Source organism: Kribbella sp. CA-294648, from assembly GCF_050943845.1.
Classification (GTDB): domain Bacteria; phylum Actinomycetota; class Actinomycetes; order Propionibacteriales; family Kribbellaceae; genus Kribbella.
This window is the reverse complement of record NZ_CP191981.1, coordinates 1,264,630-1,277,938: the sequence shown is the minus strand read 5'-3', so window position 1 is coordinate 1,277,938 and position 13,309 is coordinate 1,264,630. Positions and strand designations below refer to the sequence as shown.

Annotated in this window: 17 protein-coding genes; 8 read left to right on the top strand and 9 right to left on the bottom strand. The window is 68.4% G+C overall.

The features are described from left to right. Window positions 1-37 precede the first annotated feature (37 nt). Together ACQPYM_RS06255 and ACQPYM_RS06250 are read left to right on the top strand one after the other, a co-directional pair. Entirely contained in the window at window positions 38-526 is a 489-nt protein-coding gene (locus ACQPYM_RS06255) for a SigE family RNA polymerase sigma factor (protein ID WP_433016205.1), read from the top strand. Beyond that, the gene (locus ACQPYM_RS06250) at window positions 516-1,472 is read left to right on the top strand and encodes a hypothetical protein (RefSeq protein WP_433016202.1); all 957 of its coding nucleotides are present in this window, start codon (window positions 516-518) and stop codon (window positions 1,470-1,472) included. The genes ACQPYM_RS06255 and ACQPYM_RS06250 overlap by 11 nt, the downstream gene beginning before the upstream one ends. Here the strand turns inward: ACQPYM_RS06250 and ACQPYM_RS06245 are convergent. Continuing rightward, entirely contained in the window at window positions 1,459-2,202 is a 744-nt protein-coding gene (locus tag ACQPYM_RS06245; RefSeq protein WP_433016199.1) for an aminoglycoside 3'-phosphotransferase, read from the bottom strand. The two genes, ACQPYM_RS06250 and ACQPYM_RS06245, sit on opposite strands and share 14 nt — an antisense overlap. A 65-nt stretch (window positions 2,203-2,267) precedes the next feature. Here ACQPYM_RS06245 and ACQPYM_RS06240 point away from each other — a divergent pair, with 65 nt between their 5' ends. Continuing rightward, window positions 2,268-2,768, top strand: coding sequence for a methylated-DNA--[protein]-cysteine S-methyltransferase (locus tag ACQPYM_RS06240; RefSeq protein ID WP_433016196.1), 501 nt, complete (start codon window positions 2,268-2,270; stop codon window positions 2,766-2,768). Here ACQPYM_RS06240 and ACQPYM_RS06235 read toward each other — a convergent pair. From ACQPYM_RS06235 to ACQPYM_RS06220, 4 genes are read right to left on the bottom strand one after another with little or no spacing between them, the layout of a single operon-like run. Beyond that, complete coding sequence (locus ACQPYM_RS06235; protein WP_433016193.1) at window positions 2,765-3,760, bottom strand: LacI family DNA-binding transcriptional regulator; 996 nt, start codon at window positions 3,758-3,760, stop codon at window positions 2,765-2,767. The genes ACQPYM_RS06240 and ACQPYM_RS06235 overlap by 4 nt on opposite strands. 13 nt (window positions 3,761-3,773) lie before the next feature. After that, a complete protein-coding gene (locus ACQPYM_RS06230) occupies window positions 3,774-4,649 on the bottom strand; it encodes a carbohydrate ABC transporter permease (protein ID WP_433016190.1) in 876 nt (291 codons plus the stop codon). Beyond that, window positions 4,646-5,653: an ABC transporter permease gene (locus tag ACQPYM_RS06225; RefSeq protein WP_433016187.1), complete on the bottom strand. Its 1,008-nt coding sequence runs from the start codon at window positions 5,651-5,653 to the stop codon at window positions 4,646-4,648. Before ACQPYM_RS06225 ends, ACQPYM_RS06230 begins: the two co-directional genes overlap by 4 nt. Before the next feature lie 8 nt (window positions 5,654-5,661). After that, window positions 5,662-7,305, bottom strand: coding sequence for a sugar ABC transporter substrate-binding protein (locus tag ACQPYM_RS06220; RefSeq protein ID WP_433016184.1), 1,644 nt, complete (start codon window positions 7,303-7,305; stop codon window positions 5,662-5,664). 274 nt (window positions 7,306-7,579) lie between these two features. On the opposite strand from ACQPYM_RS06220, the gene ACQPYM_RS06215 reads away from it, so the two are divergent. Next, the gene (locus ACQPYM_RS06215; RefSeq protein ID WP_433016181.1) at window positions 7,580-8,425 is read left to right on the top strand and encodes an amino acid-binding protein; all 846 of its coding nucleotides are present in this window, start codon (window positions 7,580-7,582) and stop codon (window positions 8,423-8,425) included. Here ACQPYM_RS06215 and ACQPYM_RS06210 read toward each other — a convergent pair. The 3 genes from ACQPYM_RS06210 to ACQPYM_RS06200 form a co-directional block, all read right to left on the bottom strand. Beyond that, window positions 8,409-9,164 carry a TrmH family RNA methyltransferase gene (locus ACQPYM_RS06210; protein WP_433016178.1) on the bottom strand — a complete coding sequence of 252 codons (756 nt, stop codon included), beginning with the start codon at window positions 9,162-9,164 and terminating at the stop codon, window positions 8,409-8,411. The genes ACQPYM_RS06215 and ACQPYM_RS06210 overlap by 17 nt on opposite strands. 37 nt (window positions 9,165-9,201) lie before the next feature. Continuing rightward, the gene (locus ACQPYM_RS06205) at window positions 9,202-9,852 is read right to left on the bottom strand and encodes a hypothetical protein (RefSeq protein WP_433016175.1); all 651 of its coding nucleotides are present in this window, start codon (window positions 9,850-9,852) and stop codon (window positions 9,202-9,204) included. Window positions 9,853-9,959: 107 nt separating this feature from the next. Further along, on the bottom strand, window positions 9,960-10,256 hold the full coding sequence (locus ACQPYM_RS06200) for a DUF4287 domain-containing protein (RefSeq protein ID WP_433016172.1): 297 nt from the start codon (window positions 10,254-10,256) through the stop codon (window positions 9,960-9,962). A gap of 139 nt (window positions 10,257-10,395) precedes the next feature. On the opposite strand from ACQPYM_RS06200, the gene ACQPYM_RS06195 reads away from it, so the two are divergent. The 3 genes from ACQPYM_RS06195 (at window position 10,396) to ACQPYM_RS06185 (ending at window position 12,222) form a co-directional block, all read left to right on the top strand. Beyond that, window positions 10,396-10,752: a UBP-type zinc finger domain-containing protein gene (locus ACQPYM_RS06195; protein WP_433016169.1), complete on the top strand. Its 357-nt coding sequence runs from the start codon at window positions 10,396-10,398 to the stop codon at window positions 10,750-10,752. Window positions 10,753-10,879: 127 nt separating this feature from the next. Continuing rightward, the gene (locus ACQPYM_RS06190) at window positions 10,880-11,524 is read left to right on the top strand and encodes a hypothetical protein (protein ID WP_433016166.1); all 645 of its coding nucleotides are present in this window, start codon (window positions 10,880-10,882) and stop codon (window positions 11,522-11,524) included. After that, window positions 11,521-12,222 (top strand): GAF and ANTAR domain-containing protein, encoded by a 702-nt coding sequence (locus tag ACQPYM_RS06185; protein WP_433016162.1) that lies wholly within the window; start codon window positions 11,521-11,523, stop codon window positions 12,220-12,222. Before ACQPYM_RS06190 ends, ACQPYM_RS06185 begins: the two co-directional genes overlap by 4 nt. 6 nt (window positions 12,223-12,228) lie before the next feature. On the opposite strand, the gene ACQPYM_RS06180 is transcribed toward ACQPYM_RS06185, so the two are convergent. Beyond that, window positions 12,229-12,750 (bottom strand): GNAT family N-acetyltransferase, encoded by a 522-nt coding sequence (locus ACQPYM_RS06180; protein WP_433016159.1) that lies wholly within the window; start codon window positions 12,748-12,750, stop codon window positions 12,229-12,231. A 55-nt stretch (window positions 12,751-12,805) separates the two neighbouring features. On the opposite strand from ACQPYM_RS06180, the gene ACQPYM_RS06175 reads away from it, so the two are divergent. Then, window positions 12,806-13,294 (top strand): winged helix-turn-helix transcriptional regulator, encoded by a 489-nt coding sequence (locus ACQPYM_RS06175; protein WP_433016156.1) that lies wholly within the window; start codon window positions 12,806-12,808, stop codon window positions 13,292-13,294. The last annotated feature ends 15 nt before the right edge of the window (window positions 13,295-13,309 follow it).

The following is a 13,309-nucleotide window of genomic DNA, read 5'->3' as shown; positions in this document are numbered from 1 at the left end:
CGCACAACGGATGCGGCTCGGGAGGCGTTTCAGAGGTATGACGTTCGATCAGTGGGTGCGGGACGGCCGCGGGCGGTTGCTCGCGTTCGCCACCGTGCTCTGCGGTGGGCGCCACCTGGGCGAGGATGTCGTCCAGGAGGTGCTGGTCCGGGTCCACCGCAAGTGGGACATGATCAGCGGCCTGGACTACCCGGACGCCTACGTCCGCAGGATGGTCGTCAACGAGTTCCTGTCCTGGCGCCGCAAGTGGGCCCGGATCGAGCCGAGCGGACTGCTCGACGTGGTCGGCTCGGTCCCCGATCCGGCCGGCCTGATCGCCGAACGGATGGAACTGCTGACCGAACTGTGCGCCCTGCCCAAGCGGCAGCGCGCGGTCGTCGTACTGCGGTACCTGGTCGGCCAGTCGGATGCCGAGATCGCCGAGACCCTCGGCTGCACGGAAGGCACCGTGCGCGGCTACTCGTCCCGCGCCCTGGCCACCCTCAAGATCCAGCTCACCGCGGAGGTGTCCGACCATGCGCACTGAGCAGTCCCTTCGCGAAGCCCTCGAATTCCTCGCCGAACGAGCCGAACAGACCCAGCAGGCCGAGCCGTCAGAAGCCACCCGTACGCCGGTACGCCGGCTCCGTCGTTCCCTCGTACTCGCAACCGTGGCGGCGGCCGTCGCCGCAGCGGTCCTCGTACCAGTCGGGCTCGACCGCAAAGGCTCACCACCACCCGTCACGGAAAACACGACAACCCCCAATCCGCCACCGGAGTGGACTCAGCGGTGGGTGAGCGTGGAACCGAGCTCGACCAGCCGGATCTACTCCGGCCCGAACCGGGCGTCCTGCGTGGTGACCGACTACCCCGTGAACAACTACAACCCGGCCAAACGCGGCAAACTCCTGAAAGAGACGACGGTCAGCGGCCACCCGGCGCACCTGATCGAGGCCCCCGCCACGACAACTCGGCAGAAGCACCTGATGCTCGCGTGGAGCTACCGGACAGGCCGCTGGGCACTGGTCGGCTGCACGCCGGATCTCAAGGATCGCGGCGCCGCCGAACAGCAGGTCCGGCGGTTTGCCGAGAGCCTCGATTTCGGGACGTTTGCTGCGCCCGTCGAGTTCGGGTATCTGCCGCCCGGTGCCCGGGTCCGGTCGATCGACGCCCCCGCCAACTTCATTGACATCCGCGTGATCGGCAGCCCGATGGGGGCGATCAGTGTGATCCTCCACTGGCCGTCGCGGACACATGTTCCGCCCGGTGAGCGACCGGTCCAGATCAATGGACGACCCGGCCGGATCAGCGCCGACGGACAGGTGCGGATCCCGTACGGGAGCTTCGATGTCGTGGTGGGTGCACGGGGCGGCGGCACCACCGGAGCGGGTCGGGAAAACATGGTGCTGGCGATCGCGAAGGGGATCCGGGTGGCCGACCCGAAGGATCGCTCGACCTGGTTTCCGGCCGAGGTCGGGCTCAGCCCCAGGTGAGCGGGTCGAGCAAGTGATAGAAGTCGAGCCGCTGGGGGTCCGGCGTCAGGCCGTACACAGCAAAGAAGCTGTCGGCGTCGACCGACCACTCGTCGGCCAACTGAGCTCTGACCAGGGCGAGGTCGGCATGCCGGTCCGCGATGCCGAGGCGGCCGAGGTCGATCACGCCGGTGAACTCGAGTGTGTCGGGATCGAACAGGAAGTTCGGCAAGCAGGCGTCGCCATGGCAGACCACAAGATCTGCCTTTGAAGCGACCTCCGGCAACTCGGCGTGCAATCGGGCCAACAGCTCGGACGGCTCCACCAGTCGCCACTCGTCGGTGAGGAAGTCCGGGTTCACCGCACCCCGCCGTACGACGTCCTCCGCCAGCCCCAGTACCTCAGTCAGCGGCCGCTCGAACGGGCATGTCGAAACCGGCAGGTCATGCAACGACCGCAGAGCCGACGCGAAGCCGGCCACCAGCTTCTCCGACCACGGCAGCTCACTCGCCGCGACCCCCGGCACCGCAGACGTCAGCAGCGCAGCGCCCTCGTCACTCTCAATCCAGTCGAGCACCGAGGCGCCAGGCATCGAAGTACCGGCAAGCCACTCGACCCGCTCGCGCTCAGCCTGCAACTCCTCAACCCCAGCAGGCCCGCAACACTTCGCATAGACCGCACCACGGCGAAACACGTCGGTCGCGGATTCCCCGCCGCTGACCGGCTCCCAACCACTCCCCGGCAACAACATCCCGCCATCCTCACACAACGGCAACCCTAAGCGTTCTACCAGTACAGGCTCCGACTGGAGGAGAAATGCACAACCAGCACGCGATCGTCAGCACCCGCCTCGGCGACCTCACGCTAGTTGCCTCAGGCAACGCAGTGATCGGCGTCTACTTCCCCCACCACTGGGTGAAACCCACCACAGCAACGCTCGGCGAGCAAACGACGAACGACCCGCTCCTGACCGACGCCGCCCGCCAGTTGGACCAGTACTTCGCCGGCGAACGCGACACCTTCGATCTCCCCATCGAACGACGCGGCGGCGACGCGTTCCAGCAGCAAGTCTGGGCCCTGCTCGACGAGATCCCGCGCGGCGAGACCACGACGTACGGCGAACTCGCGGAGCGGCTCGGCGACAGGCAACTCGCTCAACTGGTCGGCAAGGCGGTCGGCAGCAACCCGCTCTCCGTCATCGTCCCCTGCCACCGCGTGGTCGGGAAGAACGGCAAGCTCACCGGGTACGCCGGCGGCCTCCAGCGCAAGCAGTTCCTACTCGACCTGGAAGAGGCGGCACCAGCGCGGCTGTTCTAAGAGGACGATTCGCGCACGATCAACTGCCAAGGGAAGTCGAACACCTTGCCGTCCGCCCCTTCGCGGTCGGTGAGGCGGTCCACGATGATCCGGCACAACGCGCGATTGAACCCGACCGGCCCGACCGTCGACAGCGCCGGATCCAGATGCTCCCCCTCCGGCGTGTTGCCGACCCCGACCACGGCCAGATCCCCCGGTACGTCGAGCCGCAACCGGTGCGCGGCCCGGATCGCGGCGATCGCGGCGAAGTCCGTCGTACAGTAAAGCGCCGTCGGCCGGTCCGGCCGGTTGAGCACCGACATCGCGGCCCGGTAGGCCCCCTCCGGATGCGGCTCATAAGTAGCCACCAGTTCGTCCAGCACCGGTACGCCGGCCGTCTCCATCGTGCGCAGATAAGCGTCGAACCGCGGCGATCCGGTCAGCTTCGAGGTGAGGGCGCCGATCCGGGTGTGCCGCTCCAGCAGGTGCTCCACCGCCAGATGGCAACGCGGCTCGGCGCCCGACCGGATCACGTCGAAACCACGCGGTTCCAGCACCTCACTGAACACGACCATCTGCACGCCCTGAGCCGCGAACGCCTCGAGATCGGCAACCAGGGCCGGGTCGTCGCGGACGTGATCGATGAAGATCACGTCCGGCGTCCGGTTCGCCAGCACGGTCCGCCAGTCGCCGTCGGCCACGATCAGCGCGGTCTTGCCGAGCGGTTGCACGGCCGCGCTGACGTCAGCGGCGACCGCCTGCGCCCACGGATCGGCGAGAACGCTCAGCGACAACAGCACCAGGTCGGACTTGCCCGTCCGGATCGCGCGGGCCGCGTCGTTCCGCCGGTACCCGAGCCGCGCGGCGGTCTCCCGGACCCGGTCCGCGGTGCTGTCCGAGATCGTCTGGCTGCGCGGATGCCCGGACAGCACGTAGGACACCGTGGCGATCGAGACTCCCGCCGCGGCGGCGACCGTGCGCAGCGTCGGTTTGTCGGTCATCCCCGTGGCCATGAGACCGATTCTCTCAGCCCTTGACCGCTCCGGTGATGACGCCCTTGTTGAAGTGCCGTTGCAGGAACGGGTAGACCATCGCGATCGGTACCAGCGCCACCACCACGACCGCCATCTGCAGGGACTGCGGCTGCGGCAACGGCGTCACCCCGAGCTGGTCGGCCGACAGCGACTTGCCCTGCAGCACGTATGTCCGCAGGATCACCTGGACGGGCCACTTCGAGGTGTCGTTGAGGTAGAGCAGCGCGTTGAAGAAGGCGTTCCAGAAGCCGACCGCGTAGAACAGCCCGACCACCGCGATCACCGCCTTCGACAGCGGCATCACGATCCGCCGCAGGATGGTGAAGTCGCTGGCGCCGTCGATCCGCGCACTCTCCAGGATCTCGGCCGGCACGTTCATGAAGAACGTCCGCATCACCACGAAGTTGAACGCCCCCAGCGCGCCCGGCAGGATCAGCGACCACAGGCTGTCGATCAGCCCGAGCTGCTTGACGATCAGGAACATCGGGATGATGCCCGGCGCGAACAACAGCGTGAACAGCACCATCAGCAGCACCGGCCGGCCGAACAGCACGGGGCGCGAGGTCGCGTAGGCCAGCGCGATCGTGGTGCACAGGGCGATCGCCGTACCGATCACGGTGACGAAGACGCTGACCCCGATCGCCCGCGCCATCAACCCGCCGCTGAACAACGTCTCGTACGCCTTCAGGGTCGGGTGCGACGGCCACAACACGTAACCGCCCGCCTCGATGATGTCCCGGTCGCTGGCCAGCGAGGTCGAGATCACCACCATGATCGGGATGATGATCGCCACCGCGAACCCGCCGAGCACCAGCGCCTTGATCGTCTGGTACGCCGGCGCCGGCCGCTCCTTCCAGATCGGCCTCACGACTCTCCTCTTTTCTGGAAGATCCCTGGCTCACCGAGCCGATGGGCGAGCGAGTTCGCACCCCACAGCAGCAGCGCGCCGAGCACACCCTTGGCCAAGCCGGCCGCGGCCCCGCTGCTCCAGTCACCACCGACCACGCCGGCGTAGTACGTGAAGGTGTCCAGTACTTCGGCCGCGCCCGGCCCGACCGAGTCGCGTTGCAGGATGAACTGCTCGAACCCGACGCTGAGGATGTCGCCGATCCGCAGGATCAGCAGCAACACGATGACGGTGCGCATCGACGGCAGCGTGATGTGCCAGAGCCGCCGCCAGCGACCCGCGCCGTCCGCGGCGGCAGCCTCGTACAGGGAGACGTCGACCGCCGACAGCGCGGCCAGGAAGATGATCATCGCCCAGCCCGCGTCCTTCCAGATCAGCTGCGCGACGACGAGCAGCGGGAAGGTGTCCGGGTTCGTCATGAACGGGATCGGGTCGAACCCGGCCTGCCGGAGCAGGTTGTTGACGAACCCGGCGCCGCCGAGCGACTGCTGGAACAGCGTGATGACCAGCACCCAGGACAGGAAGTGCGGCAGGTACGCGATGGTCTGGAAGGCCCGCCGGAGCTTGTTGCTGACCAGGGAATCCACGATCAGCGCCATCGCCAGCGGCACCGGGAAGAACAGCAGCAGCTGGACTCCGGCCAGAATCAACGTGTTGCGCAACGCGTCCCAGAAGTCGGGGTTCGCGTACAGGTTGACGAAGTTCTGGATGCCGTTCCACTCGCTGTGCATGATGCCGAGGTACGGCTGGAAGTCCTGGAACGCGACCACGTTGCCCAGCACCGGCAGGTAGAAGAAGACGAGCAGGAACAAGACACCCGGCACCATCAGCACCAGCATCTGCCAGTCCCGCCGCAACCGGGCCTTGAACGGCAACTGCTGTCCCGTACTGCGGTGCCGCCGCCGCTTGGGTGGGCGCGGTGGCGCCGGTGCCGGCTGTTTGCGTTCTTCGGTGACCGCTGTCATCGGCGGGCTCAGGATCCGGTGACCGGCACACTGGCCGGGAGGACAGCTTCGAACTCACCACGCATCTTGTCGCCGCCGCCGCTCTTCCAGCGCTTGAGCGCCTCGTCGTACGCGCCGATCTTCTGCCGGCCGGTGACGATGTCCACGATGGTGTCGCGGAACGCCTCGGTCAGCTTCGGACCGACCTTGCTGCTGGTGTCGGAGTAGGTGCCGGCGGTCGGGTTGCGCATCGCGAACGCGAGCAGCTTCTGCTCGGTGGCGTGGATCTTCTTGGTGTCGTCGGGGAACGCCGGGTTGAAGATCACGCTCTCCGGCGAGGTCATGATGGTCAGCGCGCTGACCAGACCGGGCGCCTGCTGGTTGCCGGCCGCGGTGAGCACCGGATTCTTGTTCGCGTCCAGCGTGTACTGCTGGCCCGCCGTACCGAAGTTCTTCTGCAGGTACTCCTTGGTGCCGAAGGGCGCCGAGAGGTAGTTGATCAGGGCAAGCAGTTCGCGGATCCGGCCCTCGTCGGTCTTCTTGAACGGGGTGAAACCGACCGTGCCGTAGCCCATGTCGTAGATCGGCTTGGCCTTGCCGTCGTGGCCGAACGGGATCATCGTGTCCATGAACAGCGTCGGGTCGGCCGCGCGGAAGTCAGCGGTCGCCCGCGGTCCGACCATGACCTGGGCCGCGATCTGGCCGTTGACCGTCTTCGGGGTGGCGTCCGCGAGGTTGAGGTCGGGGTAGAAGACCTTCGCCGCCCAGAGCTTCGCGCCGTACTCGACGGTGGCCCGGTAGTTGTCGGTCTCGTAGAGGTGGGTCAGCGAGCGGTCCTGGTTGACCCGCCAGCCGTTCGGCGTACCGAACCAGCCGCCGAACATGTGCAGCATGTTGATGATGGCCGGCTCGAGCGCGTAGTTCGTGCCACTGGTGAGCTCCTTGCACTTGGCGAAGAACTCGTCGGCGGTCTTGCACTGCAGGCCGCCGACCTTGGCCCAGGTCCGCGGGTTGCCCATCATCACCTGACCGAACGGCGTGGACGGGATCGGCGCGCCCCAGATCTTGCCGTTCACCACCGCGGTCCGCCAGGAGGCCGGCTTCAGCGCGGCGAGGTTCGGGTACTCCAGCACGGCGTCGCCGGACAGGTAGGGAGTCAGGTCCTGGAACTTGGCCTCGAGCATCGGGCCGACGTTCGGGATGCCCTGGTTCGGCGGCAGCCACATCAGGTCCGGCAGCGAGTCACCGGCCAGCAGGGTGGCGAACTTCTCCGGGTAGCCGGGGTCGGTGCCGATGGTCAGCTTCAGCTCGCCGCCGAGCGCCTGGTTGAGCGCCTGCCACATCGGGTTGCTGCCCATCGGGGGCGGCGGCGTCGCGAAGGTCTCGGTCAGCGCGGTCACCGAACTCTTCAGCGGCGGCGACTGCACACTGGCGATCGCGTTCTCCGGGAACCGCAGGAAGCCCGGCTCGAGCCCGGACTCGGCCCCCGCCAGCTCCGGCCGCAGCGCGTCGAACGGCTTGTACGTCGGCAGCTTCACGTCGCCGGAAGCCTTCGCTCCCCCGCCGGTCGACCCGCCGTCGCCACACCCCGCCAGCGTCGGGCCGAGCACCACCGCACCCAGCGCGGCGCCACCCAGCTCCAAAAACCTCCGCCGCCCGAACCTGCTCTCCATGCTGCCCTCACCTCTGCTCGGCCTGACCGTTTGTGATCCCTGATCGCAGGAACCACTCACTAACGATCACTTAAACGTTAACCGGGACCGTAAACCCACCCCCTGCCCTCCCGCAACCCCCGACCCCCAACCCCCACCGGCCAGTTGGCCACTTTGTGCACCGACTGAGCTGCTACTCACGAGTAGAACGCTCAGACGGTGCACAAAGTCGGGTTTTACGAGGTGGCAACGAGGTGGCAATGCGGCGGGCGTGCGGGGAAGCGAGAGTGAGGGCGTGGAGGAGCTTCGGACGAGAGTGAACGCCGGTACCGCCTGTGACGTGTGCGGACGCATGCCGCATCCGGCGCGACTGCGGCTGACCTTGGCCAAACTCGCGGCAATCTTCCCGCTGGAGCTCGCGTTGCACGCGCTGATCGTCGCGGTCCATCCGCCGTACCTGGTCGCCGTCAGCCTGCTGGCGGTCACCACCACCGCACTGGCCATCTGGGTGATCGAACCGTCGACCATGCGGCTGTTGCGGACCTGGCTCCACGCCCCGGGCCATCGGCTCCGGCGGCAGACCCACGCCGGCCTGGCGCAGGCATCCTCGCTCTGGCGAATCAGGGTCACGCTCGACGACCGGGCCGGAGAGCTGGAACACCTCACCCACGGACTGGCCGAGCTGGATGCGAACATCCTCGGCCTGCACTTTCATCCGGTGCTCGGCGGTGTCCGGGACGAGCTGGTCGTGGCGACACCGGAGGGCGTCGGACCGGACGACTTGCTGGCGATCGTCACAGCGGCGGGTGGGTACGACGTACAGGTCTGGCCGACGACGACCCTTGCCCTGGTCGACGGGCAGACCACGGCGTTGAGCCTGGCGGCGCGGGTCGTGGCGGACGCGGCCGAGCTACCGCACGCGGTGGCCGAGCTACTTGGTGCTCAGCTGGTCACGGATCCGAAGGAGTTCCAGGGCCGAGGTCTGCCGGCCGACGGTGCGGTGCTCAAGATCCCGTCGCCGTGGAGCGGCCTCTACGTCTTCACCCGGCCGGGCGAACCGTTCACTCCGGCGGAGTCGGCGCGGGCGCACCGGCTCGCGGAGGTCGCCGAGGCAGCCCGGGCACTCAGTCGCGGTTGGTGACTTCGAAGGCGACGATGGCCGCGGCGACCGCGACGTTCAGGGACTCGACGCCCGCATGCAGCGGGATCTGGAGGTCTTCGTCGGTCTGCACGGTGATGCCGTTGGTCTCGCCGCCGAGGACGAAGACCGAGCGGGGCGCGAGTTCGGCCTTGAAGAGAGACTGCTGCGAGCGGGCCGACAGGCCGTAGATGCGGTAGCCCGCCTCCCTCAGCAGGTTGACGGCCGCCTTCGCGGTGGCGACATTCACGATCGGGGCCTGGAAGGCGACGCCTGCGGACGCCTTGATGACCAGGGGACCGACGTGCGGCGTACCGGCTCTCGGCAGGATCACTCCGTCGATGCCGGCGCCGGTCGCGGTTCGCAGGATCATCCCGACGTTGCCGGGATTGGTGACCCCGTCGAGCAGGAACACGTTGGTCGGCCGCTTGCCGCGGGTCCGGACGAAGTCGGCCAGCGGCGTCATCCGGGGCGCGTTCACGTCGGCGACCACGCCCTGGTCGTGCTTGCCGTTACCGGCCAGCCACTTCACCCGCGACGCCGTGGCCCGCTCCACCGGCGTACCGGTCCGGGCCGCGGCCTGGAGGATCTCGTCCAGCGAACCACCACCGGCGTTGTCCGCGACCACCACCTTCGCCACCGACAGGGCACGGTCGTTCAGCGCCTCGAGCACCGGCTTCCGCCCGAAGATGGTGATCCACTTGTCCCGGGGAGACAACTTCTCCCGCGCGTCCTGATCCACCGACGTACCGTACCGCCGCCACCCCGAACCACCACGATCAGCCGGCCGGGATCGCCCCAGCCGCCGGCTCGGCAGCGGGCGGGCACGGCACCATCGCGTCCGGCGGCTCGACCCCCGGAGACACGGCGGGAAGCTCCGCCGCACGAACCGTGTAGCCCTTCCCGGACTCGTACGCCGTGAACGGTGCCGGCGCCAGACCACTCGGCACACAGGACGGGTCGATCACTCCCCAGGAGAACCCGAGCCGGTCGAAGCGCCGGCCGCGCGGATCGTCGTACACGCTGACCGACAACCGCATGCCCCGGGGGAAGCCGATGTTGCCGGTGCTCGTCCCGGAGACCACCGCGACCGGCCCGGCGGTCATCACGTAGTCGACCGCGATCGCACCCCAGTGGTGCGTCACCCCGCCGTTCCCGTCCGGAACCGGATGGTCGAACTTGACCGTCCCGCGCGCGTCACCCCAGACGAGCTTGTTGCCGACCACCTTGTACGGGTTGCCGTGCGCGTCGACGACGAACCGCCGGAGCGGATTCCCGGGATCGAGCGAGTAGCTCACCCAGGCATCCCCGGTCACATGCCCCTCCTGCCGCTGCTGCCCGGCCGCCTGGGAAGGGCCTGCCGAGCCAACCACTGTCAGCCCGGCGCCGACCACGGCCATCACCATTGCCACCTTGCCGAATCCCGCCATCTGAACTCCTTTGTCGTCCCGAATCGCCTGTGTGGGCAACTCTTCGCGACAACAGACGGATGCTCCTCCCCCAGCCAGGTGAACCGTCTGATCCTTTCGGGGGACGCTCACCCCTTGACGGGGTTGGTGGCCTTGCCGTCGAGCCAGAGGGTGTCGGTGGGGTCGCGGTGGACGCCGGTCGAGCCGACGTGCTTGGTGCTGATCTTCGGGCCGTTCTTGATCACGTGGACCAGCGCCATCGCGTGCCCGCGGCCCAGGTCGTAGTCCTCCTTCAGCCAGTCGGCCACCGGGCCGGCCTTGGTGGCCGGGCCCTCGAAACCGCGCTCGCGGGCCAGCTCGACCAGCTCCCGCGGGGTCCGGCCGGTCTTCTCCTCGATCTTGTCCAGGTAAGCCTGAAACGACATCTCGTTCACCTCTCGCCCGGGCCGCCCGGTTGGCCGCCACACCCAGGCGTCGATCATCGTTCGGCCGGATCGACACCGGCTCGCAAAAAACTTCGCCATCCCGGGAGTTACTGTTTGCGAGCGACCGACAGAAGGGTGGATGGAGATGACGTACGACGCCGGAATCCGGCCTGAGGTCCCGCCGTCAGGACCGGGGTGTGTGGAGTGCACGGGCGACGGCGGCTGGTGGTTCCACCTGCGTCGCTGTGCCGAATGCGGGCACATCGGCTGCTGTGACAGCTCGCCGGAGCAGCACGCCAGCAAGCACGCGGCGGAGACGAACCACCCGATCATCCAGTCCTACGAACCCGGCGAGGACTGGTTCTGGGACTACACCACCGAGCAGATCGTGGACGGCCCGGAGCTGGCTCCGCCGGCGAACCACCCGGTCGGCCAGCCCGCGCCCGGCCCGGAGGGCGCAGTACCGGCTGACTGGATGCGGCACATTCACCAGTAGCCGCTTGACCAACCGCCGACTCGGGCGCATCCTGATGTCAACGCATCGATGACGGATAAGATTGTCATCGATACGATGACGTGCTAGGAAGCTGTTACTGGCTACTTACCCGAGACGGAAGCCGCTGATGCCTGAGACCGAAGACGTCGCCACCGCGTTCGCCGCGTTGCGCGCGACGATGGCGCGCCTGGACACCGAGGCCGAGCAGGCCGAGGTGCTCGAGGCGCTGGTCCGGCTCCGCAGGCTTCGCGACGAGCTGGCCGGCTGGGAGCCCACCCTCATCCAGGTGGCCCGGGACCGGGGTGCCAGCTGGGCGGAGCTCGCGCCCGCGCTCGGGGTGGCCAGCCGGCAGGCCGCGGAACGCCGCTACCTGCGACTCAAGCCCAACGAGGACGACCCCGGCATGACCGGGGAACAACGGATCCAGGCCACCCGCGACGAACGCGCGAGTGAGCGCGCGCTGGCCGACTGGGCCCGGGACAACGCCGCGAACCTCCGGGCGCTGGCCGGGCAGGTCGCCGCGCTCGACGATCTCGACGACTCGACCAAGGCCAGTGTGGACCGGATCCACAGCGCCCTCGGCGAGAACGACACCACCGCCTTGCTCGACCCGCTGACCCGGGCCGGCGAAGGACTGAGCAAGGACCACCCGCGACTGGCCCGGCTGATCTCCGACCTCGGCGAGCAGGCGGGCGCGGTCCGGCAGGCCATCCAGCGCCGGACCGGCACCCGCCGGCCGGTAGCGCACTCCGCGGAGGAGGAGGGTCGATGACCACACAGCAGCACCCGACTGCTGACACGTTCGCGCGACTGGCCGTGGAGTTGCACGACTCCGACGGCGTCGGCGAAACGGTGGAAACCGTGGTGCAGTTCGCCTTACAAGCACTGTCCTGCCGGTACGCCGGTCTGGTGCTGATCGAGCGTGGTCACAAACCGGTGATCGCGGCGGCGACCGCCCCGGTGGTCGCCGACCTCTACCAGCAGCAACTCGATGCCGGGCACGGCCCGCTGATGACCAGCCTGGAGAGCGGCAAACCGGTCTTCGTCACCGACATCGCGAACGACGACCAGTGGCCGGCCGACTGGCGGGCGCTGGCCGCCTCGATCGGGGTTCGCAGCGTTCTCCATCTGCCCTTGATGCCGACCGACCACCCGGTCGGGGTGCTCAGCTTCTTCAGCGAGCAACCGGACGGCTTCGACTGCGACGACCTCGCCGTGGGGCACATCCTGGCCCGGCACGCCTCGATCGCGGTCGCCACCGCCCGCAGCGAGGAGTCGCTGGCGCAGGCGGTGGACGCCCGCAAACTGGTCGGCCAGGCGATGGGGATCCTGATGGAGCGCTTCGATCTGGACGGCGACCGCGCGTTCGACGTACTGCGGCGCTACTCCCAGGACAGCAACACCAAACTGCGCGACGTCGCCCAGCAACTGATCGACACCCGCAAGCTCCCCACCGCCTTGAAGCCGTAGCTGCGGCTACCCGAAGTCGGCGGCCCGGATGGTGAAGTTGATCAGCGCTCCGTCGCGTTCCGCGGTGGCGGTGGGCCAGTTGGCGCGGACCATCCGCAGTACCCGGTCGTTCATCGCGCTGACCAGGACGAGCAACTGAGCAGCCCCGGCAGCCAGCGCGTGCCGGGCAGCCTCACCGACCATCCGTACGCCGAGCCCGCGCCGCTGCTCCGCCTCGGCGATGATCACGGCCAGTTCGGCGGTCGGCACGGCCGCGCCCTTCACCCAGGCCCACATCGCGTGGCCGACCACCTCGCGGTCGCGTTCGGCAACCCAGGCGGCGCCGTCCGGGCACACCATCCGCTGCACAAGTTCCGGTTGTGGCGGCCGTCCGACGGCTCCCTGGAAACGCATGTACAGGCTGAAGTCAGGCACCTCGGTCAGCATCTTCGACAGCGACTGTGTGTCTGCGTCCTCGGCTCGCCGGACCGACAGCCGACTCCCACCCCTGGCCGCGACGGGCGGCTCGACCACCTGAGTCTGATTCACGGATTCAGGGTCGCGCGACTTGGCTGAGTCTGTCAAGCAGACTTATCCTCGAGGTATGAGTCAGCAGACGGTGCCGGAGGCCATGAACTGGTCGACCGAGAACTGCACGATCTCCCGCACGATGGAGATCCTCGGCGAGAAGTGGACCTTCCACGTCCTGCGCGAGGTGTTCGTCGGCGTCCGCCGGTTCGAGGACATCCGCGCCCGGGCGAACATCCCCCGGCAGGTGCTGACCGACCGGCTGACCGCGCTGATCGACCGCGGCCTCCTGCGCCGCGAGGCCTACCGGATCCCGGGCCAGCGCGAACGCTACGAATACCGCCTCACCCAGGCCGGCCTCGATCTGTATCCGGTCATGGTCGCCCTGGTCCACTGGGGCGACCAGTACCTGCCGCTGGAGGACGGTCCGCCCCTGAGCCCGGAGCACCGCGGCTGCGGCGAGAAGGTCACCGTCACCCTCCAGTGCGCGGCCGGCCACGTCCCGACCCCGCGAGAGGTCGCCTTCCGCCCCGGCCCCGGCGCCACCCGCCGCAAGGTCAGCTGACCACCCGAGACGCCG

Excerpts from the sequence above, each read along its gene's own strand:
- ACQPYM_RS06255 (WP_433016205.1), top strand. The coding sequence starts at position 38 with ATGACGTTCGATCAGTGGGTGCGGGACGGCCGCGGGCGGTTGCTCGCG.
- ACQPYM_RS06250 (WP_433016202.1), top strand. The coding sequence starts at position 516 with ATGCGCACTGAGCAGTCCCTTCGCGAAGCCCTCGAATTCCTCGCCGAA.
- ACQPYM_RS06245 (WP_433016199.1), bottom strand. The coding sequence starts at position 2,202 with ATGTTGTTGCCGGGGAGTGGTTGGGAGCCGGTCAGCGGCGGGGAATCC.
- ACQPYM_RS06240 (WP_433016196.1), top strand. The coding sequence starts at position 2,268 with ATGCACAACCAGCACGCGATCGTCAGCACCCGCCTCGGCGACCTCACG.
- ACQPYM_RS06235 (WP_433016193.1), bottom strand. The coding sequence starts at position 3,760 with ATGGCCACGGGGATGACCGACAAACCGACGCTGCGCACGGTCGCCGCC.
- ACQPYM_RS06225 (WP_433016187.1), bottom strand. The coding sequence starts at position 5,653 with ATGACAGCGGTCACCGAAGAACGCAAACAGCCGGCACCGGCGCCACCG.
- ACQPYM_RS06220 (WP_433016184.1), bottom strand. The coding sequence starts at position 7,305 with ATGGAGAGCAGGTTCGGGCGGCGGAGGTTTTTGGAGCTGGGTGGCGCC.
- ACQPYM_RS06205 (WP_433016175.1), bottom strand. The coding sequence starts at position 9,852 with ATGGCGGGATTCGGCAAGGTGGCAATGGTGATGGCCGTGGTCGGCGCC.
- ACQPYM_RS06200 (WP_433016172.1), bottom strand. The coding sequence starts at position 10,256 with ATGTCGTTTCAGGCTTACCTGGACAAGATCGAGGAGAAGACCGGCCGG.
- ACQPYM_RS06195 (WP_433016169.1), top strand. The coding sequence starts at position 10,396 with ATGGAGATGACGTACGACGCCGGAATCCGGCCTGAGGTCCCGCCGTCA.
- ACQPYM_RS06190 (WP_433016166.1), top strand. The coding sequence starts at position 10,880 with ATGCCTGAGACCGAAGACGTCGCCACCGCGTTCGCCGCGTTGCGCGCG.
- ACQPYM_RS06185 (WP_433016162.1), top strand. The coding sequence starts at position 11,521 with ATGACCACACAGCAGCACCCGACTGCTGACACGTTCGCGCGACTGGCC.
- ACQPYM_RS06175 (WP_433016156.1), top strand. The coding sequence starts at position 12,806 with ATGAGTCAGCAGACGGTGCCGGAGGCCATGAACTGGTCGACCGAGAAC.